Origin of the sequence: Photobacterium rosenbergii (assembly GCF_003026455.1) — a bacterium.
Taxonomy (GTDB): Bacteria; Pseudomonadota; Gammaproteobacteria; order Enterobacterales; family Vibrionaceae; genus Photobacterium; species Photobacterium rosenbergii.
Genome location: NZ_PYMB01000005.1, coordinates 25,583 through 48,908 on the forward strand (window position 1 = coordinate 25,583; position 23,326 = coordinate 48,908).

Below are 23,326 nucleotides of genomic sequence, written 5' to 3' on the forward strand. Positions count from 1 at the left end.
TAGATATGTTGATAGAGAAGGTACGACGAAGTAACGCCCACTAACCCCGAGAGTCCAAGATAATAAAAACTGGCTGTCAGGAAGTTAGTTGTTCATGTCGGCGTTAGTTCCTAAAGAAATGTTGGGTAAATTCTACACATAGTATTTGGCGCTTAGCAAGCGAATCACATGCCTAGCGCCAAAAGTGTCGGGTCACTTCAACTATTGGCAATGACTATAAAGAGACCAAATTATGTTGCTTGGCATAGTCTGACAGGTCTGCAACACCGCCTTTGACCAACAGAGGGATAGCCTGCACGATGTGTTCGACAGGCCAGTCCCACCAGGCAAGTTGCTCTAGTTTGGCAACTTCGTCAGCGGAGTAACGCTGGCGGATCACTTTGGCTGGGTTACCCCCCACAATGGCATAGGCAGGTACGTCTTTAGTCACGACCGCTTTCGAGCCAATAATAGCGCCATTGCCAATGGTCACACCGGGCATCACAGTGGTTTCGTTGCCAAACCAGACATCGTTGCCAACCTGAATATCCTTGTACTGCTTGAACGGGTACTCCCCAAGTGGCAATGATTCGGCCCACTTTCCGCCGAATACCGCAAAGGGAAAAGTAGTCACCCCAGAGGTAGTATGATTAGCATCGGCCATGATGAACTTGGTGCCGTGGGCAATCGCACAAAACTTGCCGATATGTAGGGAAGTGCCAGAAAAACCAAAGTTATACAGCACATTTTCAGCAAAGAACTTGCTCGGGTCCTCAAAGTCACTGTAATAGGTGTAATCACCAACCGTTATGTTGTCGATATCACTCTGGGCCAATAGCGGTTTGAGGAGTAGTGTGTTGGTAAAACCTTCAATGGGATACAGCTTTTCTGGATTCATATTTGCTCGCAATCAAATTAAGTCACTCGATCATAACCCAAAACGTCATCATGCCTTAGTGGATTTGTCATATAAAACGGGCATGATTATTCGCGCATTCGGAAAATCATAACCACTAATAGTCCGTTTTTTTAGCTCGTAACATTATGGTGTTGCGAGCTTTTTTTTATTGCCGATAAATCATTCAATTTGGCTACTGGTAAATTCTATTCTTATTTGGCATTCTATAATGCTGCGCTCATTTTACCGCAGTGGCTGCGCCAGCAGTTTCAATAAATTAAATAGGTAAAATATGAAGTTTCCACAAACACTTCCAAGCACTCATCAGCAGCTTCTAGAAAAAATCATTGCGACGTTCTCGCAGGATCTTCGCATTCTCGGCATTGGGGCCAGCGGCTCGTTTACTTCTGATTCCATGGACAAGTACAGCGATCTTGACCTGGTTATTGCGGTTGAGCCCTCTGAATTCGACGCCATCATGAAAGAGCGCTTCGAGATCATTGACCGCATTGGTGGCAAACTTGCCGCCTTTACGGGTGAACACGTCGGTGAACCCCGCTTGGTTATCGCCCTGTTCGAGCCAAATACTGTGCATGTCGACTTCAAATTCGTTGCCCTGCCAGATGCCGCTGCCCGTGTTGATGAGACGAAAGTAGTGTGGGAACGAGAAAGTTACCTCTCGGATGTATTCCAAAACTCCCAGCATCATTTCCCGCAACCGGATCCGCAATGGATCGAGGATCGTTTCTGGATCTGGACCCACTATGCGGCAACCAAAATTGCCCGTGGTGAGTATTTTGAAACTCTGGAGTTTATTTCCTTTATCCGCCAGGTCGTGTTGTCGCCATTGGCTTTAAAGCAAGGCGGCTTTACCCCATTCGGGGTACGTAAAGTTGAAAAGTATTTACCGGAGTTTGCCAAGCAACTCGAAGAAACGGTAGCGATACCTGAGCCGGTCGCGCTGACCAAAGCGGTGAGAAAGTGTGTCGAACTCTACCTTGAACTGCGTGAGAAAGAAACGGTGAACACCAACAGTGAAGCCCAAGCGGTTGCCGTAGCCTATCTCGACAAAGAGTGTGGCGAATAAGGGTAACCCCCTTGAAATGAAATAGAGCCTCAAGCGAGGCTCTATTGTGTATCTTTACACATCAGGCTAACCGCAAGGGTCTGGGCTAGATAGACCGAACAACTCAACGAGCGGAAACCTAGATTATCCCCTTCCTGTACCTCGAAGCAGACATCCAGCTTATTGCCCTGCTCCATCATCTGGTTATCGGTAATAGCAATAATCGGCACATTCTTCTGGTGAGCCATTTCGATTACGTCTGTGGTCTCCACCGCATAAGGGCTGAAGGTGAAAGTGACCAAGACATCTTTCTCGTTCATCATGCGGGTCATTGGCGAGAGCATGCCGCCATTATCATCAACCAGCACCACATCGTTGTTTGATTTCATCAAGGCATACCAGAGATAAAAGGCGACAGGGTACGCACGGCGCATTCCCTGGATATATATCGTCTCGGCCCCTTCAAGCAAAGCGACAGCCCTATCCAACTTTTGTGGTGAAACCGTAATTTGCAGCTGCTCCATGGCTTCGATATTTGCCGCGCCAAAATCATGGAAGATAGCTGCAGCAGAATCGGGACCAAATTCAGCCTCGTTTTTTGCTCTGCGTACCCGCTCTTTATAATCCCGAGGGCGGTTGAAGTAGTGGTTACGGAAGACCGCTTGCATCGAACTGAACCCAGAGAAACCCATGGCATTTGAGAAACGGCTAAGGGTAGACAGCGGCACATTGGCCTGCTCGGCAATCGTCACCATGGTTTCGACCGCAACTAACATTGGCTGCGCCATGGCAAAGTCAGCCACCTGTTGCAGGCGTGGACTCAAGTCTTCATAGCGACGAACAATGTGATCTTTGAGGGTGTCTAAATCAGTGGGAACAAGCTCGGCTACTTCCATATTGATGCTCTCCTGCGAAAAAAATGCCCTGTATTAACAGGGCAAATGGTCACGACATTTATTACGACAGTAGTTTGAAATTACGAATCGCCTCTTCCTTCACCGCTGGCATGGCCTTCTTCATGAAGTAAATGCGGTCAAATTTCTCAGGCTCTTCATTCATGAAATCACGCAGGCCATGACCTAGCGCTTGGCGCAGACAAGTGCCGATATTGAATTTCGATACACGGGTACGTTTGAGCACTTCCATGTCTTCGTTACGGATCCCGCTGGTACCGTGGATAACCAATGGGACATCTACCATGCTGGCGATCTTGTCCAGACGGCCAAAGTCGATAGTACAAGTCGGCTCGGTCAGACGGTGTACGTTACCTACTGAGACAGCTACACAATCAGCACCACTTTCTTTGGCAAAACGGGCCGCTTCTTCAGCTTCGGTATAAATTGATTTGATGTGGTCACGACCTTCATCATAAGGCACAGAGCCAATCTCACCTTCAACTGACGCGCCCATTGCGTGGGCTACATCTGCCACCGCACGGGTACGGGCAATGTTTTCTTCCAGCGATAGTTGCGAGCCATCGAACATCACCGAGCTGAAGCCTGCTTTCAGGGCGCGGTAGACGATCTCTTCCTCGTAGGTGTGGTCAAGGTGCAAGCACACTGGCACCGAGCTGTTTTTCGCCAAGGTCAGGAACATCGCCGCCGCGGTTTCAACACCGTAGAAATCAGCCACATCTTTGTTGCAAGCGAGGATCACCGCCTTGTTCACTTCTTCTGCCGCTTCTACCACGGCACGGGCATCTTCGTAGCCAAACACATTGAAGCATGGTACGGCATAATCGGAGGCTGCAGCCTCAGGCAAAAGGTCTTTTAGGTTAACGAGCATATTAGTAAGCCTCCGTGTTATTTGAACTTGGCGATCATGTCCTTGATGCCAGGGATCGTCTCTACTTGGTATTCGTGGTGCGGGTCAAAGTGCTGGATCAGCGACTTTTCTGTTTTGCCCACAATGATGGTGAAGTAGTACATTTCATAGCCAGGTGCCGCGACGCTTGGGTGATAGCCTTTGTCGATAGCAATCACAGAGCCGGTACGTACGTGGTAAACAGGGCCGAAGTCATCTTCGTGCTCGTAAAGGAACTGGGCACCGAAGCCGAAATCTGGGTTGAAACGGAACTGGTACACTTCTTCGTACAAGGTTTCTTTGCTGCCGTCAGGCTTAACGCGGTCTTCATCATGCTTGTGAGGAGGGAAACCAGACCAACCACCGGCACCGACGGTAAACAGCTCGCTTACCAATAAGCGGCCACGATTGTCAGAGTTTGACTGACCCAATACGTGTTTGATCTTACGGTGGGTTTTGGTGTCGTCAGAACCGTACTGAACGATATCGACATTCTCTTCGCGGATGCAGAAAGGTTCCAGAGACTGCTCGAACTTACCGCCCGCAATCATCACATCAGCGGTGTCGCTGACACAATCAACGGTTGCGCTATAGCCAAGCGGGACATATACCGCTTCAGGATTACCATCCCACACCGATTTACGCTTACCGATGTTGTCGTATACTTCGGTCTTCTCGCCATTGGTCACTGTAATTGAACAGGTACCGCCAGCCAGGACGATGACAGATTCATAGCCCTCGACAACATGCTGGTGTTGCTCGCCCTGCGCTAGGCGAACTTGGTTGAAGTAACATAGCGGTGTCACTTCGTCGTTAATATCGATGATTGGTTGGTTCTTGTTATCAAACGGCGGGATATGCTTACCCATGGCTCTCTCCTCACTGCCCGACCTATTATTTTGATTAGTCAGTGCAGCCTTTTAATTATCTGATTCTGTTAATCGGCGCCTATCGCTATAGGCTTGGGGGAATAAAAAAGCCGGACCTCGATGGTTTGTACCGATGGAAGACTGATAAGCCATACGATACTGGCCCGGCTGACCAAAATGACCCTTCCTTAACGCTTGGCGCTAGTTAAAGGCTTTGCTCTCTGGTCTCAATAAAGTCGAATAACTGCTCTTTGGTTGGCATCGCTTCGGTACAACTGTTGCCGCTAACGTTAATCGCTGCTGCCGCTGACCCATGCTTGACGCCGTCTTCCAATTCGCCGCCATTTACCAGTGTCCAAATCAGGCCGCCAGCGAATGAGTCGCCCGAGCCAAATGGCTTCTGAACCTCAACGCGGAAGATACCTTGCTGGAACTTGTGACCGTCGCGGCAGTAGACTTTAGAGCCAAACTCACCGGCCTTAATCACTACAACCTGGGTATTGGCACGCAGGAAGCGCTCTGCCGTTGCATCGTCATCCTTGTTACCCGGTGCCAGCACGGTTTCCATCATGTCGAACTCTTCGCGGTTGCCGATAACAATGTCGGACAAGCCTGCTGCGATGCCGTAGTAGATAGAGGCATCGACATCGGTACGCCAAGAGTAAGGACGGTAGTCAACGTCAAGCACAACCAGTGTGTTGCTGCGGCGCGCATGTTCCATCGCAATCAATGTAGCTTCACGGCTTGGGCTTTCAGAAAGCGCCGTTCCAGTTACCACTAATACTTTAGAGTTGGCGATGTACTCTGGGTCTACCTGCTCTGGCTTGATGGTCAAGTCAGATGCTTTGTTACGGTAAATCAATACTGTGCAGTCGCTTGGCTTCATCTCGGTAAACGCGACAGAAGTGCGAGAGCCCGAGTTGTCTGTCATCATGCCGTCCAGATTGATGCCCTGGCCTGACATGTACTGTTTCACGTAGCCGCCGAAGGCATCATCCGCAACACAGCCGATAAAGCCGACCTTGCCACCCAATTTGCTCACTGCGACTGCAATGTTGGCAGCCGAGCCACCGACGAATTTTTCAAAGCCTGAAATGTCAGCCATGTCCGTGTTTGATTCACGGGCGTAAAGGTCTACGCCCGCACGTCCCAACACGATGGCATCCAGCTTGCGGTCTTGCTGAAGTGCAATCTTTGTCATGGTCCGTTCCTATTACTCGTAATCAACCCAAGCTGCGTTTTGGTCTGCTGACTCAACGCACTTCTCACATAGGCGTACACCTTCGATACCAGCATCGATACCTGGGAACCAGATATCAGCCAGCGCTGCCTGATCGTCGCGGTCTGCCGCGTCGAATGCCAATGCAAAGCGGTGGTACAGGTTAGCCCAAGACTCGAAGTAACCTTCTGCGTGACCACCACCAACACGGTTAGCGGCAACACCCGGTGCATCCTGATGTAGGTAGCCCATGCCACGCTCTAGGATGCGTGGTGCTTCGCCCTGAACTTCGTAACGAAGTTGGTTTGGTTGCTCATCCCACCACTCGATAGACGCTTTAGAACCCACGATACGGATCTTCTGTTGGTGCATAGAGCCAGAGTTAACCGCTGATGCCCATAGCGTACCGACTGCACCGCCTTTGAATTCCATCATCACGTGGGCGTTATCTTCTAGCGGCGTACGAGACTTGATGAAGCTCTGGCGCATACAAGATAGACGGTCAACCTCAAGGCCTGTCATCACTTCACATAGGTAGAAGGCGTGAGTACCGATATCGCCTAGCACGTAAGTTGGACCTGAAACTTCTGGGCTTACACGCCACTTCAGGCCCGGATCGTTTAGCTCATACTCTTCGTTGTGGAAGCCGTGGGCGAACTGCATGTTGATCACGCGAACTTCACCTAGGTCGCCACGCTGAACCATTTCACGGGCCTGCTGGACCATTGGGAAACCGCTGTAGCCGTACATCACGCCGATAACACGGTTGTTCTGTGCAGCGATTGTTTTTAGCTCTTCCGCTTCTTCCGTAGTGAACGTGATTGGCTTTTCACACACCACATGAAGGTTGGCTTCTAGCGCTGCCTTACAGATTTCGTAGTGGGTAGAGTTTGGCGTTGCGATAGATACGGCTTGGATGCCGTCTTCGCGCTGAGCTTCTTGCTCGAACATCTCTTTGTAGTTGGCGTAGCAACGGTCGCCGTCAAGGCCTAGGTTCTCACCGAAATCACGGCAACGTGCAGGGTCTAGGTCGAAAGCACCGGCTACCAACTTGAACAAACCATCGCGCTGTGCAGCATTGCGGTGTGAGTAACCGATCTGGCTACCACGGCCGCCACCTACCATTGCCCAGCGGATTGGTTGGTCAAAATGACGTTCTTCATTAAACATGGTTCACTCCTTGGCAGGTATCACAACTTCAGAATGTGATACCTGCGGATAAATTATTGGAAATATTAAGATTTAAATGTTCGGAATTCGTTTATGTTCGGAACCGGTCTTAAACACCGCGCCCCTATACACCGCGTCGCTGGGTTGCTCGGCCTTCTTCCCAATCCGCGACTTTCTTCGCGGTGTGCTCGTTGCGAGTCACTTCAGGTAGCCCTACTTCCCACCAGCAGTCACACTTAGACCATGCCGCTGGTGATACTGGGTCGATATCAACCACAATCACGTAGGTGCGGTCAGCTTCTTTGGCGCGGGCGAATGCTGCATCAAACTCGTCGACAGACGTCAGCTTCTCGGAAATCGCACCTTGTGCTTCTGCGTGCTTAGCAAAATCGACGCGGGCCAATTCGCCATCTGGACGGCGGCAGTCTTCAAGCAGGTTGTTGAACGACTCGTTACCGGTGTTGTTCTGTAGTTTGTTGATAACCGCGAAACCGCCGTTGTCACACACCACTACAATCATCTTGTGACCAGTCAGTACTGATGAGTAGATGTCTGAGTTCTGGATAAGGTATGAACCGTCACCAACTAGCACTACAACGTCGTTGTCTGGGTTGGCAATCTTCGCACCCCAGCCGCCGGCAATTTCATAACCCATGCATGAGTAACCGAAGTCGATATCGAATTTACCGATCTGGTAGTTCTGCCAGTTCATCGATAGCTCGGCAGGTAGGCCACCTGCTGCTGTCAGCACGGTGTCGCCTTTTTCCATCGACTTGTTAAGCTTGCCGATAACTTCTGCGTAAGAAGACATACCAGGAAGCAGATCACCCTCTTGCGGGTTAGTACGGCGGTGAACCAGTTCTTTCCACTCGTCAGCTTCTGCTTTGGCTTTTGCCGACCACTCGTCACCTGAGCGCCAGTCACCAAGTAGAGCAGACAGCTTGGTCATCGATGTTTTGGCATCGCCCAATACTGGGTAAGACATGTGCTTGATGGCATCGAACTTCGCCACGTTGATGCTGACCAGTTTCATCTCTGGGTTCTTGAATACTGTCCAAGAGCCCGTGGTGAAGTCCTGCAGGCGGGTACCGATAGCCAGTACCACGTCAGCTTCGTTAGCCATGTGGTTGGCAGAGTTTGAACCGGTAACACCGATTGGGCCTGCGTTCAGCGGGTTGTCCTGCAGCATCGTTGCGCGACCGGCAATGGTCTCAACCACAGGGATATTGTGCTTGCCAGCAAAATCAGCCAGTTCGTCAGTAGCCAGTGAGTAGTGCACACCGCCACCTGAGATGATCAAAGGCTTTTTCGCTTGCATCAGGATTTCTTTCGCTTCTTCCAGAACAACCATTTCAGGCTCTGGACGGCGGATACGGTGTACTTTCTCGGCAAAGAACACTTCAGGGAAGTCATAAGCCACGCCCTGGATATCTTGTGGCAGGCCAAGGAATACTGGGCCACAAGTGGCTGGGTCTAGCATGGTATCAAGCGCTTGTGGCAGCGTGTGCATTAGCTGAGATGGCGATAGTACGCGGTCCCAGTAGCGAGTCAGCGGCTTGAAGGCATCGTTTGATGTCACAGACGGATCTTCGAAGTTCTCCGGCTGTTGCAAAACTGGATCTGGTAGACGGCTAACATAAGCGTCACCAGCAATAAGTAGAAGAGGCAGACGGTTAGTGTGCGCGATACCGGCAGCGGTAACCATGTTGGTCGCACCAGGGCCGATAGAGCTAGTTGCAATACCGATACGGCGACGCTGGTTAGCCTTAGCATATGCAATGGCCGCTGTTGCCATCGACTGTTCGTTCTGACCGCGCCAGGTTGGGATCTTATCTTCAATATTCTTTAGCTGCTGGCCAAAACACGTCACGTTACCGTGACCGAAAATCGCAAAGGCCGTACCGAAAAGTTGTTCTTTCTTTCCATCAATTTCAATCATTTGTGCTGCAAGGTACTTAGCAAGCGCTTCAGCAACAGTCAGGCGTACAGTATTCATTGTCTTCCTCGATAATCAGTACCCGATGGGGTATCCCTACCCCGGCCCACCTCCCAAATGGCGCAGCCGGGGATACTTTAGGGGGCTATCACCCCCAGGGGTTCTTTGTTACAGGCCGTACTTGTTCGCGTAGCCAGTGATGTTCTCGTAGGCTGTTTTAGCGAAAGTCAGTGGGTGTGCTTTAGCAGGGTCTTGCTCTGCTTCAACCAGTAGCCAGCCTTTGTAGTCGCGCTCTTTCAGTGCAGCGAAAACGTCGTCGTAGTCAACGTCGCCAGTACCAGGAACGGTGAATACACCATCAAGTACTGCGTTAAGGAATGATTTGTCTGCATCGCGAGCGGCATTCATCACTTCTAGACGTAGGTCTTTAAAGTGCATGTGACCGATGCGGTGGCCCCAGCGCTTGATCATAGTGACAGGGTTACCGCCGCCGTATGTGATGTGGCCTGTATCCAGTGTTAGGTGAACAGCATCGCCAGTCAGCTCCATCATGATGTTGATGTCATCTTCTGTTTCACAGATGGTGCCCACGTGGTGGTGGAAAGAAAGCTTGATGTCGTGCTCGTTAAGTAGGTACTCAGCAACTGTTGTTAGCTTTTCACAGTACGCTTTCCACTCATCCATAGTCAGGATAACGCGCTGAGAAAGTGGTGTGTTGATATCACCGTGAACCGTGTTGCTCACTTCACCAAATACCATTGCTTTACAGCCAGCAGCTTTAAGAAGCTTGATATGGTCTTGCATTGCTGCGATTTCTTCTTCAGCGGTTAGCGTCATCAAGTTACCGCTGTACCAACCTGAAGCCAGAACTAGGCCGTGCTTTTCTAGAAGAGGGATAAGAACTTCTGGCTCACGTGGGTATTTAGTACCTAGCTCAGTACCGGTAAAGCCCGCTTCTGCCATTTCACTCAAACATGTTTCCAATGGGATCTCGCCGCCCAGTTCAGGCATATCATCGTTAGTCCAAGTTAGTGGGCTGATTCCGTATTGCACATTGCTCATGTTTGTTCTCCAACAATAACTTAATAAAAAAATTTAACGTGATGAGATAGCTTTTTTGTTCTTCGGGTTATGTCTTTCTCACATAAGGTAAAGAACTTCGCTCTCTTCACCGGTTCGCTTAACTTGGAAATTACTATAACCAAAAAAATCAAAATGAAAAATATTTTTCGAGCATTAAAAAGGATTTCAGTTTTTTGGAAAAAACGGAAAAAACCCAGTTACCACGCGGCCTGAGACGATTTTTTGAGCAAGATCACAAACAAATAAAATCAATTAAAATCAATAATTTATGTGAAATATTAATTTTGAAAAATATTTTTCTTAATTTGATCAAGATATCATTTACGAATAAAAACCCACTTTGGGTATGGTCGAATCAAGATCAACTCCATATGATAAAACCATCACCTTATGAAAAAATATTTTCAAAGCAACATATAACTACTACAGATAAAAGGGTGAATTAAACAGCCGATACCTATGCCCTACAGTAATGAGCGTATCGGACCGCTACCCAGCTCATGCTTATTCGATGGTTGAGTGAGAGAAGGGGAATAAATCAAGGAGCAACACATGTCACCCACAACCGCGGCAGAAGCCCGAAAACATAATTTTGCTTACATTATTCGAATTTGTTGTATCGCAGCCCTAGGGGGAATTTTATTAGGTTACGATACCGCTGTTATTTCAGGCGCTATTGGTCCTATCAGAGAGCACTTTGGCTTAACCCCAGCACAAACCGGTTGGGCTGTATCAAGTGTTGTTCTAGGTAGTATTATCGGTGCCGTCAGCGCCGGTTGGTCCGCACTCAAATACGGGCGTCGTAAAACCCTCTTCATTGCCGCCATCCTCTTCATGATCTCCGCCATCGGTTCTGCGCTGGCAACCACCTTTACTTTCTACGTTATGCTACGCATCGTTGGTGGTGTGGCAGTGGGCTTGGCCTGTGTGGTTTCACCTATGTACATGTCGGAAGTGGCACCGAAAGACTTCCGTGGCCGTGCCGTGAGTATGTTCCAGCAGTCTGCCGTTGTCGGTCAAACCGGTGTTTTCTACGTTAACTACCTGATTGCAAAAGGTATGAGTGAAACATGGCTAGTTGATATGGGCTGGCGTTGGATGCTGGGTTCTGAAATTATTCCTGCTGCGCTGTTTGCCGGTCTATTGTTCCTTATTCCTGAATCACCACGCTGGTTGGTACTAAAAGGCAAAATTAACGAAGCCAAAGACACTTTGTCGCGCATCTCTAACCCGAAACATGCTGACCAGCTAATCGGCGAGATCCAGAGTTCACTGGCTGACTCCAATCAACCAGGCAAAAAACAAGTTAGCCTGCGTTCACCGCTTCTGTTTGCTATCTTGGTGATCGGTACCTTCGTTGCCGCAGCCCAGCAGCTGACCGGTATCAACGTCATCATGTACTACACACCGGAAATCCTACGCCCAATCACAGGCAGCACAGAGAATGCGCTGTTCCAGACAACATTCGTCGGCATCGTGTTCATCCTGGGTAATGCGCTGGGTATGTACCTGATTGATAAAGTTGGCCGTCTACCACTGATGAAATACGGTACGTTCGGCTGTGCCGTTGGTATGACAGTAGTTGGTTTCGTCCTCTACACCGGCACTGAAGGCTACGCTGCCCTATTCGCTCTGTGTCTATACGTTGTTTCGTACGCAACCTCTTGGGGCTGTGCTTGCTGGACTATGATTTCTGAGATCTTCCCGAACAGCATCCGCTCCCGTGCGATGGCTATCGCAGTCGGTGCGCAGTGGTTCACTGGCTTCCTAGTAACCCAGTCGTTCCCAATGCTGAACGAAAATGCCTTCCTGAAAGAAAACTTCAACGGCGCATTCAGCTTCTGGTTGTTCGCTGCCCTGTCGCTAATCTGTATGTTTGTGGTCGTGAAATATGTACCAGAAACCAAAGGCGTCAGCTTGGAGAAAATGGAAGAAGCTATGGCGAAGAAACTTGGCAAGAAAGTACCGGCAGCTGCTGCTACTGAAGCTGAGGCTAGCGCTTAATCCATTCACTCTATCGAATTCCAATTGCTCCACATTTGGATGACAAACAGGCTTACCGAAAGGTAAGCCTGTTTTTTTTAATGCAAGAGCTTCAGATTGCAGGGAACAGCTTTTTGCTGGGGGTTAGCTTTGCAGCATCAGCTGGATATCTGGCGCTTTGTTTAGACACGCTTTGACCAACTCTGACAGTTGCGGCGCAAGCCCTTCGCGCTTGTAATACATGTAGAGCGGCAAGACCAAGTTCACTTCATCGATCGGTACACAGACACAGTTATCCTGGGCAATAAACTTGATGCACTTGGGAGCAATGGAGATCCCCAGCCCCGAAGAGACAGAGGTCACCAAATGGCGCATATTATCCGGATGACAGGTGATATTGGGCGAGAAGCCATTTTCCTGGCAAAGCAGTAAGATATGCTCATACATCTCTGTCCACTCATTAGGCTTGAACAAGATAAATCGCTCATTACGAAGCTCGCTCAGGGCCAGCGCCTTGCGCTCAGCCAGCGGATGGTTCAGCGGCAAAATCGCCATTAGCCGGTCGGAGTAGATTTTCTCGACCATAAACTGATTACCATCCAGCTTTGGCTGGCGGCGGGAAAAGGCGATATCAATTTTGTTCTCGGTTAATGACTGGTACTGCTCGTCAGCCGCCATTTCGAAAAGGTTAGCCTGGGTGTTGGGATTGGTCGCCATGAAATTGCTCAGCAGCGTCGGCAAGAAGAACGAGCAGGCCGTCGCCAAATACCCAATATTGATTTGGCACTCCCCTTGCTCGGTGGTTTGCCCCACCAGCGATTTTACCCGTTGATCATTGGCAATAATATTCAGCGCCTCAGGCAGCAGGACTTCTCCTGCCTGCGTGAGTTCAACCTGATGGGTTGTTCGTTGGAACAGCTTCACACCCAGTTCATTTTCCAGCTCAGACACATGGCGCGACACCGTTGGCTGCACCGTATGCAGCTCCCTCGCTGCAGCTGAAAAGTTCTTTAATTTTGCCACGGTTATGAAAGTTCTGAGTGTTTTTATGTCCATCCAACTGCCCATTCGCCATTTGTATTATTGTTATACATTAATATCATTTCCACAGATTGATAAGGGTCTCTATAGTGAAACGTGTATCAGGTCTCATGCTTTTTACCGCATGGTTACTTGCACCAAAACAACTACAAAAGGGATGAGACATCTCAACGTTGCCTTATAACACCTTTGCCCTATCACAATAGGAACCTACAAATATGGATATCGATATTCTTGTCGTACTCGTGTACTTCGTCTTTTTGATGAGCCTCGGCTGGGTCTTCCGCTCAGCAGCCGCCAATACCAGTGAATACTTCCGCGGGGGCGGCCGGATGCTATGGTGGATGGTTGGCTCCAGTGCATTCATGATGGCACTGAGCGCCATGACCTTCACCGGCCTGATGGGCAAAGCGCTTACCAGCGGCATGTCAGTGGGTGTGGTATTCATTGCTAACGCCCTCGGCTATTTCTGTAACTACCTCTTCTTTGCCGCCAAAGCGCGCCAAATGCGTGTGATCAGCCCACTGCAGGGTGTAAGACTGCGTTTGGGTAAAGTGAACGAGCAGGTTTTCACCTGGGCCAACGTTCCACTTAGCGTCCTGCAGGCAGCTATCTGGCTAAACGGTCTTGCTGTATTTACCAGTGCCGTTGTCGGGGTACCACTTGAGCAAACCATCATCGGTGCAGGTCTGGTTGTACTGTTCATGTCGCTAGTCGGTGGTAGCTGGGCGGTTATCGCTTCGGACTTCATGCAGATGATCATCATTACCGTGATGACGTTCGTGGCTGCCATGGTCGCGATTTGGAAATCGGGCGGTGTCGGTAACCTAATGGAAGTTGGCCTGCCAACCCAACAGCTTATCGGTGACGGCTATAGCTACACTCACCTATTTGTTGGCTGGTTTATCTGTATCTTCATCAAGCAGTTTTTCAGCACCAACAACATGGTCGACTCCTACCGTTTCATTGCCTCAAAAGATACCAAGAACGCCCGTAAGGCTGCGCTTCTAGCTTGTTCGCTGATGATCCTCGGCCCTATGATCTGGTTCCTGCCAGCATGGTTTGTTGCCGGTAACTACCCAGACGTAGCAACTTGGGGCTTGGAAGGCCTGGGCGACAAAGTAGCCGATGCGACTTACTACATCTTCGTTAGCCGTGAAATGCCTGTCGGTATGGTTGGCCTAATGCTAGCAGCCATGTTCGCGGCCACCATGTCTTCAATGGACTCAGCCCTTAACCGTAACGCGGGTATCATCCTGAAAAGTGTTTACGAACCTTACTTCTGTAAAGACTTCTCTGAAAAACACCTGATGCTAGCGAGTAAGATCCTAACTGCGGTATTCGGTGTAGTGATCATCGTAACCGGTCTGTTCCTCACCTCGCTAAAAGAGTTCGGCCTGTTTGACCTGATGATGCTGGTCGGTACGCTGGTTGGCTTCCCGGTGCTTATTCCTTCCATCATGTGTTTCTTCATCCGTAAAACACCCGACTGGGCTGGCTGGGGCACAATCCTTGTCGGTATGGGCGTGTCAGCCATCATCGCCTTCGGTATCACCCCGCAAACCATTGAAGCGGTTCTGGGCCTAGATGCACCAATCAGTGCCCGTGAGTTTGCTGAGATGAAGTCTGTCACCCTGGGTGTTATCGGCCACATGTCTATTACCTTGCCGTTCTTTGTCCTATCGCGCTTCTTCTACAAAGAGCCATCGCCAGAGCGTGCAGCAGAAATCAACAAGTTCTTCAACAACATCGACACTGAAGTGGTGGTTGAAGATACGGAAGCGAGCATCCGCATGGATAACAAACAGCACGACATGCTGGGCAAGATGCTGCTGACAGCATCGGTATTCTTGGCTTCACTGGCCCTTGTGCCAAACCCATTGTGGGGACGTGCACTGTTTATTGTGGTTGCCTCGATTGTCGGCTTTATTGGCTTCCTACTGCTGCGCTCCAAGCGCAAGCTGGCCGGAGCGACCAATGCTGAGTTGGCAACCAACTAAGCGATTTACCAAACTCTTTTAGAAAACCAGTACTTTGAACAACCAGTTATTTTGAACTACCAGAGATAGGAGCGCCTTGCTCCTATCTCTTTTCGGGAGACAACCATGTCAGTACAGAAACGTTTTGGGGGCGAGCTCAGCGAAGAAGAATTCAAAAAATTCACGCTCTACACTACCCAAAGCAACAACTTCGAGGATGACAATACCCGCGCCCAGATCCTCGGCTTCCAAAACGAAGGGGTGCGTATTGCCCCGGGCGCTATCGTCCGCATCGGCGACAACCAAATTGCCAAAAACAGTTATGTCGGCCTGTATAGCTACATCAACGGCGACGTCTCCATCGGTGAGAATGTGTTGATTGGCCCGCATGTCTCTATCGTAGCATCCAACCACCTTTTTGATCCGACAACAGGCCACTTCAGCGCTCGTACCTGCCTCGAAAAAGGCAAAGTCGTTATCGAAGACGGCGTCTGGCTGACATCCGGTGTCGTGATCACCCCCGGTGTCATCGTGGGCAAATCAGCCTTGGTCTGCGCCAACGCAGTCGTTACTCGTGATGTCGCTCCCCATGCGATTGTGGCAGGCTCCCCTGCCAAGCAGATCGGAGAGATCAACCCGCAGAGCGGCGAATATATTTGGTATAACAAGGAGGTGTAATATGTTGTCTCTACGCCGAACCCATGACTTTCAAAAGTTTGTGACCCCGGAGCAAAATAAGCCTGCCCGGGTTAACCCACCAAGCTTCAACTGGCCACAGTCAAACTACCAAGCCATCTACAACATCGAACTGGAGCATGTCGAAAAGCAACTACAATGGCGCTGGGAGAATGTCAGCTCGCCATTTCGCCTGCCATTTCTATTGTCTTCAGGACAATACCGCTGGCGGGTACAAGACATCGACAGCAACACCTCACAATGGATGACGTTTGCCATTGACAGCCAAACCGAGAAATACCTGCCGCCAAGCGCCAAGGAGCTGTTCGAGCTATGCAGCGAACACCAACAGTTCTTAATGTATTTTGACCAGGATATCCCGAGCGTTCGTGACTTTTCAGCACAGTCTTATCAGAAGTTCAAAAACACAGCGAAGCTAGTAGATATTGATGCCATCAGCTACCCGACGCATTACCGCCGCGGACAGGAAGAAGGCAAGCGCACCGCGATTGCTAACGTGCGCAACTGGATTGACCGCGACCTGATGGCCCTGACCCTGCTCTACAAAATCTGGGGCGAGGAAGAAAGCGGCGAGTTGGCCGTACAACTGATGCTACGACTGGCAGAATGGAGTCCGGAAGGCCCGGCTTCACTTTTGCGCCCTTGCACCTGGGGTGACGAGGTCGGCCTATCCCTAGCCCGCAACCTGTATCTCGCCTATCACTGGTTGGCGCCACTGCTAACCGACAGCGAAAAAGACTTTATCAGGCCAATGCTGGTTCGTATTGCCTATCAAATGGAGCAGCGGTTAGAGCAAGATCATTTCAAACAGTTCCCGGGCCATTCACACACTTCCCGCTTGCCTGCTTACCTTGGGGTTGCAGCACTGGCTCTGCATAAAGAGTATGATCAGCAGGTGTGCGAGCGCTGGCTCAACTACGCCCTGATGATCTACCAGAGTGTATTACCATTTTATGGCGGCGAAGACGGCAGCTGGGCGGAAGGGCCATTCTACTCATCGTCTTACAGCAAATGGCACCACCCTTTCTTCCTTTCGGTTGAACGGCTAAGCGGGTTCTCTTTCTATGACCACCCGTTTTACAAAAACTACTGTCAGTTTGCGATGGACTTTGTGGCACCCGAGCAAGACATCCACCCGTTCGGCGATGGCTTCTGGTGCAAGCGCGATGGCCGCGAGTGGCCGGGCTTTTTTGCCCAGAACCCGCTGCGGATCTACGCCGAGCGTTTCGGTGACGAACATGCCCGCGCAACTTGCCAGCAGCTAGAGGCAAAAATCGATGTGTTCCACCTGCACTTGCTTGATGTCGTCCCTACGGTGAAGCAATTGGCTTTTGCTGAGAATAAAGCCTCAGCAAATACATCTCAGGTAAAAGGCATAGATAACGAAGACTTAAATAACGAAGAAACGCTATATAGCCAATACTATGGCTTTGCCGGGCTTGGCAAAATGCAGACTAATGAACTGGCGCTATACTACCGGGCCAGCCAATTTGGCAATAGCTCCCACCGCCATGCGGATCAGGGAAATATCGCCTTGTTTGATAATGGCGAAAGCATCCTGACACCAAGCGGCAGCTACGGATACCGTTTTGGCAGCGGCCACCACAGCCAATGGACCCGCACCACACAGGCCCATAACTTGCCGCTATTTGGCGGTAAAGAAAAAGGGAATGGCCAAATCCTTGATAACGAGGCAGCGACTGCCAAGGTATTGCGTCACGAGCAAGGCATAGGTTGGAGCTTGGTCCAGCTCGAACTGGCACTAGCCTACGAGGACACCCACCGATACACCCGTACCTTGGTAATGGTGGATGGCAAAGGACTACTTATCTGCGATCAAATCTCGCTGCATGAGGCGCAAGCTGTCCGGTGGCGTTTGCACTCACCGCTTGATGTATTCGCTGATGGCCAGCACGTTAACCTCGCAGGGCAACGCAGTAATTATCAAGTTAGCTTACCAAGCCATGACCAAATCAACCCGCAGTTATCCTTTGGTTATGACAATGACACTTCCCACGATGAAGAAGTGATCTCCGATGCCAGCGAGCACATGTACCACTTAGAGTGGACCTTGCCAAAGCAACAAGAGCACCTGATTGTCTCTTGTTGCGAGAAACAACCTATCGACCACCAGCTCGGTAGCAATCAGACACTGGCTATCTTTACCGGCGCAGACACCATACTCATCGACTTCAATAACGACAGTGTGGATATCCAACAAACTGAAGAGAAAATCGCTGTTGGCTAAGTGCTAAGAGTGCCCAAACCAAGCAATAACCCCACCGGATTTTCATCCGGTGGGGTTATTGCTATATTGCCGTTCTAGTTTTCTTACTGCCTGAATCTTATGCGGCCTTTCATTTCATCGAAACTCCCCTCGCGCAACCTTGGGAAACTCTTTGGCATAAGCCTTGCGATGTTGCTCCTTTCTGGCTGCGAAATGAGAAATCAGTTTGAACTGGCCGCCGAGGCCGACCCGCAGAAGCTGGTAGCTATTACCCATTACGGTACCACAGCCACTAATCGTTTGGGGGAAACCGGCTTTCGGGTTTACCTGCGCAACAGTTCACCGAGAGAAATCCAGTCAATGACTTTGCATGTCAGCGCCTATGACCGACAAGGGGCTTTAGTGGGAGGCGTAATACAAACTGATGAGCAGAGCGGCGACCTGAGTAAAAAGCACAGTGGTTTGAAGGCTTTGCACTTTAACCAAACCTTGAAACCAGGTGGAGGAGCACATCCTCTGTGGCCAAGCGTTTGGACACAAAAGACATCAGGACAATCACCTATCGTATGCGCAATTATGGACTCGGCGGAGGTTGCCTACACGGACGGTACAAGGGCGGTCATTCCCAAACAGGCGCTGGATACGATGACTTACAACCCCAAATGCCTGAGCCTTGCTGGTACTGAATTCAATTTCGGCACCAATTAATAAGGAAGGAAGGGTTGGCAAAGAATTAGGCAGTTTCTGTTGAGATAGAATTACTTGTAGCAAGAGTTGTTGTCACAGCGGGATCGACGGACAAATAGCCTTGAAATCTGCTGACGATGTTTGGCAAAGAACAAATAAACCCTATCCGCGAAAGGTTTGATCCACCACCAGCGCAGAAAAGCCACCCGCCACTCTTTGCCAACCAAACGCCACGCATGGTAAGTGACATCAAGGCCATACAAAGGTTGTCCCTCAAGGTCTCCATGCAGGATTTGCATCGCAGCATCCGGGTCTACCTCAGGAAAGCGCTCAATAAAGTCATCTTGATGGATATCTTCAAGTTGAATGGCGTTGCTTGAGTCATGGCGTTTGAGGGCATCCATCTCTTGCGCGCACAATGGGCAAGCGCCATCGTAAAAAATAATCAGCATCATCTATTCTCCATTTTCGATATAGAGTATACGGAGCTCAGAGCAAAAAGGATTTGCCAGATATTCCCCCTGCACCTTTTTCGTGAAGTCGATGCGATCACCAACAAGCAAACGATTGCCAAGCGGAAAAATGATACCTACAATGCATGCGCCTTTCTCACAATTGTCCACTGAGCATAATGAAAACTACAATTTCTATCATCACAACCGCCTTGCTACTTGCCGGTTGTACTACTGCCGTCCAACCTGATTACAATGCCAGCCTTATCATCACCAATGGTCAGGTACTGACTATCAACGAAAAGAAAGACGTCATCGAAAATGGTGTTATCGTCATTGAAAATGACACCATTGTCGCTGTTGGTGACGAGAGCCTGCTCAGCCGTTACCAAGCACCAAAAGTGATTGATGCCGAGGAGGGTATTGTCATGCCGGGTATGATCAATACCCATAACCACCTGCCGATGATTGCCTTTCGCGGCCTAGGCGAGGAAGGTATTGAGAACCGCCTGTTTGCCTACTTCTTCCCGCTGGAAAAAGAGAAGCTCAGCCGTGATTTGATTTATCAGGCAACTAAGCTCGGCGCAGTCGATCTCGCCCAGAGCGGTGTAACTACCTATGCCGACATGTATTACCATGTTGATGATATGGCCCGTGCAACCAAGGAAGTCGGCCTGCGTGCGGTACTCGGTGAAACCGTGATTAAGTTCCCGGTAGTTGATGCGCCGGAGCCATACGGCGGTATTGATTATGCCACCCAGTTTATCGAGCAATACCAGAACGATCCGCTGATCACCCCAGCTTTCGCGCCGCATGCTGTATATACCGTTTCTAAAGAGAAACTGCAGGAAATCAACCGCCTGTCAGCCAAGCTGGATGCGCCGGTACTGATCCATGTTGCCGAATTTGGCAATGAGGCAGAGCGAATCGAAGGCAATGACCAGAAACTCAGCCCTGTCGCATGGCTAAAGGAAATCGGCGTGCTCGATAACCGTATGGTATTGGCCCACGGTATCCACCTTGACCAGAATGACATCGACCTAATAAAAGAGGCTGATGCCAGCGTGGCTCACAACCCGATGGCTAATGCCAAAGGCGCAACCGGTATTGCCCCGGCATGGGAAATGTACCGTCAGGGCTTGCGCCTTGGTCTAGGTACTGACGGACCAATGAGTTCGAACCAAGTCGATCTGTGGCGTACCTTAAGCTACACCGCCAACATGCAGCGCCTTAAACACAACGACCGTACCATCATGATCCCGGAGCAAGTGATTGAGCTATCGACCATCGGTGGCGCAAGGGCACTTCATATGGAAGATCAAATCGGCTCGCTGGAAGTGGGCAAAAAAGCCGACATTATCATTGTCGAAACCCAGTCACCGAACATGATGCCAAATTACAACCCTTACGCGACCTTGGTGTACCAGGCCAACCCTAGCAACGTCAGCACCACCATCGTCAATGGCGACATCGTGATGGAAGAGCGGGAAATCAAAAACATCGATATGGATGAGATGCAGCAGGCAGTACGGACAATCGAGGCAGATATTGCAGAGTTCGCCAAAGAACTGTCGAAAAAGGCAATCAAGTCTAAGAGTTTGATGCAGTAAAAATTGCTGCACTAATTCATACAAAAACAACATCAAGCAGGGTGAGGCATACCTCCTCCTGCTTATTAACAATCAACCTCATAGCAAGGTTTAATTCTCTGCCCCTGGATTAATCACTCCCTTGCTCTGCCTGGTTGCAAAAGCCATTATCACCAAACCGAATATACTCGCTACCAAGGCCGCCAATACTATACCCAGCTTATAATGCCCCCCCTCCAAGCCAGAAAGCTCTCCAATAAACAGAGACAGCGTTAAGCCAATACTGCAAAAAATAGACATGGCAAAGACCATCAGCATATTGGTTGCTTCCGGCATTTCAAACAGCTTGAATCTAACACCTAACCACACCGTGCCAAATACACCGAGAGGCTTGCCAACCAGCATTGCAATGGCGACGTAGGCTGCAATAGGTTCTATAAAACCGGCTGAACTAAACGCACCAGAGAGCGATACCCCTGCGTTAGAAATGGCAAATACAGGCAACACCAGCAGGGTAACAACCCACTGCAAGATGGATTCAGTCTTGTGGTCAATGGCACATCCACTCTGGCTGAGGGCTATCCCAATGACCACACCGGCAAGCACTGGGTGGATACCGGCTTGCAGTAATGCAAACCATAAGGCTGCGCCTAGCGCCACATACAGGAGCGCACTTTGTACCTGTCGGTAGGACAGTATGAATATCAAAGTGGTCATTAATAAAGACAGCGCCACATAAACCATCTCGACGGTAGCGGTATAAAACAACGCAATGGTGATAATCGCTAGCACATCATCAAAAATAGCGACAGCAAGCAGGAACATTTTGAGGCTCACAGGCACGCGGCTACACAATGACAGCAACCCAAGCGCCAGTGCAATATCTGTTGCGGTAACAATAGCCCAACCATTCGCTAGTGGTGAGGAAACACCACCGACTAAGAACAAGTAAATCACCGCAGGGCAAAGAAATCCCATGCATGCCGAGGCAAATGGCAACAAAATTGCTCGAAGCGTACTAAAGGCCCCACTCTTTGCCTCATTACTTAATTCGAGGCCGACCATCAAGAAGAAGAACACCATCAGAAAGTCATTGACAAAAAGCTGCCAGGAAACACTTTCTGTGAGAGGAAATTGTTTAAATGCAGAATATGACGGTAAGTGAAGTGTTGCCCAAGCAAAGGCCAATAGGCAGGATGCGATCAAGAGCAGGCCGCCAAACCGCTCCTTGGAAATGGCAAAAGGTAATTTTACGCCCAAAGATTGAACCATAGCCCGTCCTCCTTAAGGCTAAACCCACAAGGCGAAGAAACAGATCTTACTTATCCAACTTAGCCCAACCCGCGCGGTGAAACAGCGCCGTAGATCAGCTTTTACCAATCACGCTGTAAAAACATCTATTTATTATGATGATAGAGCAAAAAACCGACCTTACTCCCTGTTCGCATATAAATAAAATATATATGTACAAATTATTCAACTCAGATAGATTATCCGGCAGAACATTGAGAGTTATCGCTAGGAGCAAAAGCACATGGAACCAAAATTGATGAAAGCCGTTGTTACTGTTGGACAAGGCGGCTATGAGCAGCTGGTTTATAAAGATGTGTCGCTACCCACCCCAGGCAATGGCGAGGTACTGGTAAAAATCCATGCCGCCGGCATGAACAATACCGAAATCAACACCCGCCTCGGCTGGTATTCATCTTCCGTCACCGACTCAACCAACGACACGTCAGGTGAAGCCTCTGCTGATCAGGAGCAGAAGAGTGATGGCGGATGGAATAAATCAACCCCTTTCCCACTGATCCAAGGTACTGACTGCTGCGGCACCGTCGTATCAGCCGATAATGGCAGCCAACACCTAGTCGGCAAGCGCGTGATCCTTCGTCCATGCCAAAGGGGAGAAGGTTTTGACAATGTCTGGCTGGGATCGGACTTCGACGGCGCCTTTGCCCAATATATCAAGGTCAAAGCTGAACATGCCTTTGCCATTAATAGTGATTGGAGCGATGCCGAGCTGGCGACAATCCCTTGCGCCTATGGCACGGCAGAGAACATGCTCCACCGCGCTAACTTAACGGCAGGAGAAACCGTGCTGATCGCCGGTGCATCTGGAGGGGTAGGTTCTGCCGCTATCCAGCTAGCCAAACGACGCGGTGCGAAAGTCATCGCTATTGCCAGCCGTGATAAGCACCCGCAGCTTGAAGGACTAGGCGTCGACCAACTGCTGGACCGCAATGATGACTTGATCAGCCTAGTTGGCGAAAACAGTGTCGATTTAGTGGTCGACAATGTTGCCGGCAAGCAATTTCCGACCATGCTAAAAGTGCTAAAACGCGGCGGTCGATTGGTATCATCCGGAGCCATTGCTGGCCCTGTGGTCGACTTAGACATGAGGGATATGTACCTCAAGGACATCACCCTGATCGGCACCACAGCCTGGGATGCCCCGGTGTTCCCTAACCTGGTCGGTTATATCGAAAGAGGCGAAATCAAACCGCTTCTAGCCAAGACCTTCCCGCTCGAAGAGATTGCCACCGCCCAGCAAGCATTTCTCGAGAAGAAACATGTCGGTAATTTTGTGTTGATCCCTGCGCAGGATTAATACCAAAAATCAAAGGCCACCTCATGCTGGCAAACAGCACG

At 49.9% G+C, this 23,326-nt stretch carries 19 protein-coding genes; 8 read left to right on the forward strand and 11 right to left on the reverse strand.

Annotation, left to right across the window (positions count from 1 at the left end):
* Nucleotides 1-214 precede the first annotated feature (214 nt).
* A complete protein-coding gene (locus C9J01_RS13655) occupies nt 215-877 on the reverse strand; it encodes a CatB-related O-acetyltransferase (protein ID WP_107298713.1) in 663 nt (220 codons plus the stop codon).
* 292 nt (nt 878-1,169) lie between these two features.
* Between C9J01_RS13655 and C9J01_RS13660 the strand changes: the two genes are divergently transcribed.
* The gene (locus tag C9J01_RS13660; RefSeq protein WP_107298714.1) at nt 1,170-1,964 is read left to right on the forward strand and encodes an aminoglycoside 6-adenylyltransferase; all 795 of its coding nucleotides are present in this window, start codon (nt 1,170-1,172) and stop codon (nt 1,962-1,964) included.
* A 41-nt stretch (nt 1,965-2,005) separates the two neighbouring features.
* Here the strand turns inward: C9J01_RS13660 and C9J01_RS13665 are convergent, their stop codons facing one another.
* The 7 genes from C9J01_RS13665 to iolE all read right to left on the reverse strand — a co-directional run bounded on the left by C9J01_RS13665 (nt 2,006) and on the right by iolE (nt 10,002).
* Nucleotides 2,006-2,839, reverse strand: coding sequence for a MurR/RpiR family transcriptional regulator (locus tag C9J01_RS13665; protein WP_107298715.1), 834 nt, complete (start codon nt 2,837-2,839; stop codon nt 2,006-2,008).
* Nucleotides 2,840-2,900: 61 nt separating this feature from the next.
* Entirely contained in the window at nt 2,901-3,728 is an 828-nt protein-coding gene (locus C9J01_RS13670; RefSeq protein WP_107298716.1) for a class II fructose-bisphosphate aldolase, read from the reverse strand.
* Nucleotides 3,729-3,745: 17 nt separating this feature from the next.
* A complete protein-coding gene (locus tag C9J01_RS13675) occupies nt 3,746-4,615 on the reverse strand; it encodes a 5-deoxy-glucuronate isomerase (protein WP_107298717.1) in 870 nt (289 codons plus the stop codon).
* 205 nt (nt 4,616-4,820) lie between these two features.
* Nucleotides 4,821-5,816: a 5-dehydro-2-deoxygluconokinase gene (iolC, locus tag C9J01_RS13680; protein WP_107298718.1), complete on the reverse strand. Its 996-nt coding sequence runs from the start codon at nt 5,814-5,816 to the stop codon at nt 4,821-4,823.
* Nucleotides 5,817-5,828: 12 nt separating this feature from the next.
* Nucleotides 5,829-7,004, reverse strand: coding sequence for a Gfo/Idh/MocA family protein (locus tag C9J01_RS13685; protein ID WP_107298719.1), 1,176 nt, complete (start codon nt 7,002-7,004; stop codon nt 5,829-5,831).
* Between the two features lie 124 nt (nt 7,005-7,128).
* Nucleotides 7,129-9,000: a 3D-(3,5/4)-trihydroxycyclohexane-1,2-dione acylhydrolase (decyclizing) gene (iolD, locus tag C9J01_RS13690; protein ID WP_107298720.1), complete on the reverse strand. Its 1,872-nt coding sequence runs from the start codon at nt 8,998-9,000 to the stop codon at nt 7,129-7,131.
* A gap of 108 nt (nt 9,001-9,108) precedes the next feature.
* Nucleotides 9,109-10,002 carry a myo-inosose-2 dehydratase gene (gene iolE / locus C9J01_RS13695; protein WP_107298721.1) on the reverse strand — a complete coding sequence of 298 codons (894 nt, stop codon included), beginning with the start codon at nt 10,000-10,002 and terminating at the stop codon, nt 9,109-9,111.
* Nucleotides 10,003-10,575: 573 nt separating this feature from the next.
* Between iolE and C9J01_RS13705 the strand changes: the two genes are divergently transcribed.
* Nucleotides 10,576-12,027: a sugar porter family MFS transporter gene (locus C9J01_RS13705; RefSeq protein WP_107298723.1), complete on the forward strand. Its 1,452-nt coding sequence runs from the start codon at nt 10,576-10,578 to the stop codon at nt 12,025-12,027.
* 123 nt (nt 12,028-12,150) lie between these two features.
* On the opposite strand, the gene C9J01_RS13710 is transcribed toward C9J01_RS13705, so the two are convergent.
* A complete protein-coding gene (locus tag C9J01_RS13710) occupies nt 12,151-13,074 on the reverse strand; it encodes a LysR family transcriptional regulator (RefSeq protein ID WP_315902055.1) in 924 nt (307 codons plus the stop codon).
* Between the two features lie 191 nt (nt 13,075-13,265).
* On the opposite strand from C9J01_RS13710, the gene C9J01_RS13715 reads away from it, so the two are divergent.
* The 4 genes from C9J01_RS13715 to C9J01_RS13730 all read left to right on the forward strand — a co-directional run bounded on the left by C9J01_RS13715 (nt 13,266) and on the right by C9J01_RS13730 (nt 18,657).
* On the forward strand, nt 13,266-15,047 hold the full coding sequence (locus tag C9J01_RS13715; RefSeq protein ID WP_107298725.1) for a sodium:solute symporter family transporter: 1,782 nt from the start codon (nt 13,266-13,268) through the stop codon (nt 15,045-15,047).
* Nucleotides 15,048-15,152: 105 nt separating this feature from the next.
* On the forward strand, nt 15,153-15,704 hold the full coding sequence (locus C9J01_RS13720; RefSeq protein WP_107298726.1) for an acyltransferase: 552 nt from the start codon (nt 15,153-15,155) through the stop codon (nt 15,702-15,704).
* 1 nt (nt 15,705) lies between these two features.
* On the forward strand, nt 15,706-17,970 hold the full coding sequence (locus C9J01_RS13725) for a heparinase II/III domain-containing protein (RefSeq protein WP_107298727.1): 2,265 nt from the start codon (nt 15,706-15,708) through the stop codon (nt 17,968-17,970).
* 192 nt (nt 17,971-18,162) lie between these two features.
* Nucleotides 18,163-18,657, forward strand: coding sequence for a hypothetical protein (locus C9J01_RS13730; protein WP_146157081.1), 495 nt, complete (start codon nt 18,163-18,165; stop codon nt 18,655-18,657).
* Between the two features lie 50 nt (nt 18,658-18,707).
* On the opposite strand, the gene C9J01_RS13735 is transcribed toward C9J01_RS13730, so the two are convergent.
* Entirely contained in the window at nt 18,708-19,091 is a 384-nt protein-coding gene (locus C9J01_RS13735) for a thiol-disulfide oxidoreductase DCC family protein (RefSeq protein ID WP_201797825.1), read from the reverse strand.
* Nucleotides 19,092-19,264: 173 nt separating this feature from the next.
* Here C9J01_RS13735 and C9J01_RS13740 point away from each other — a divergent pair, with 173 nt between their 5' ends.
* Nucleotides 19,265-20,698 carry an amidohydrolase gene (locus tag C9J01_RS13740; RefSeq protein WP_201797830.1) on the forward strand — a complete coding sequence of 478 codons (1,434 nt, stop codon included), beginning with the start codon at nt 19,265-19,267 and terminating at the stop codon, nt 20,696-20,698.
* 90 nt (nt 20,699-20,788) lie between these two features.
* Here C9J01_RS13740 and C9J01_RS13745 read toward each other — a convergent pair whose 3' ends face one another.
* A complete protein-coding gene (locus C9J01_RS13745; RefSeq protein ID WP_107298730.1) occupies nt 20,789-21,949 on the reverse strand; it encodes a Na+/H+ antiporter NhaA in 1,161 nt (386 codons plus the stop codon).
* A gap of 262 nt (nt 21,950-22,211) precedes the next feature.
* Between C9J01_RS13745 and C9J01_RS13750 the strand changes: the two genes are divergently transcribed.
* Nucleotides 22,212-23,285 carry an alcohol dehydrogenase family protein gene (locus tag C9J01_RS13750; RefSeq protein ID WP_107298731.1) on the forward strand — a complete coding sequence of 358 codons (1,074 nt, stop codon included), beginning with the start codon at nt 22,212-22,214 and terminating at the stop codon, nt 23,283-23,285.
* Nucleotides 23,286-23,326: the final 41 nt, after the last annotated feature.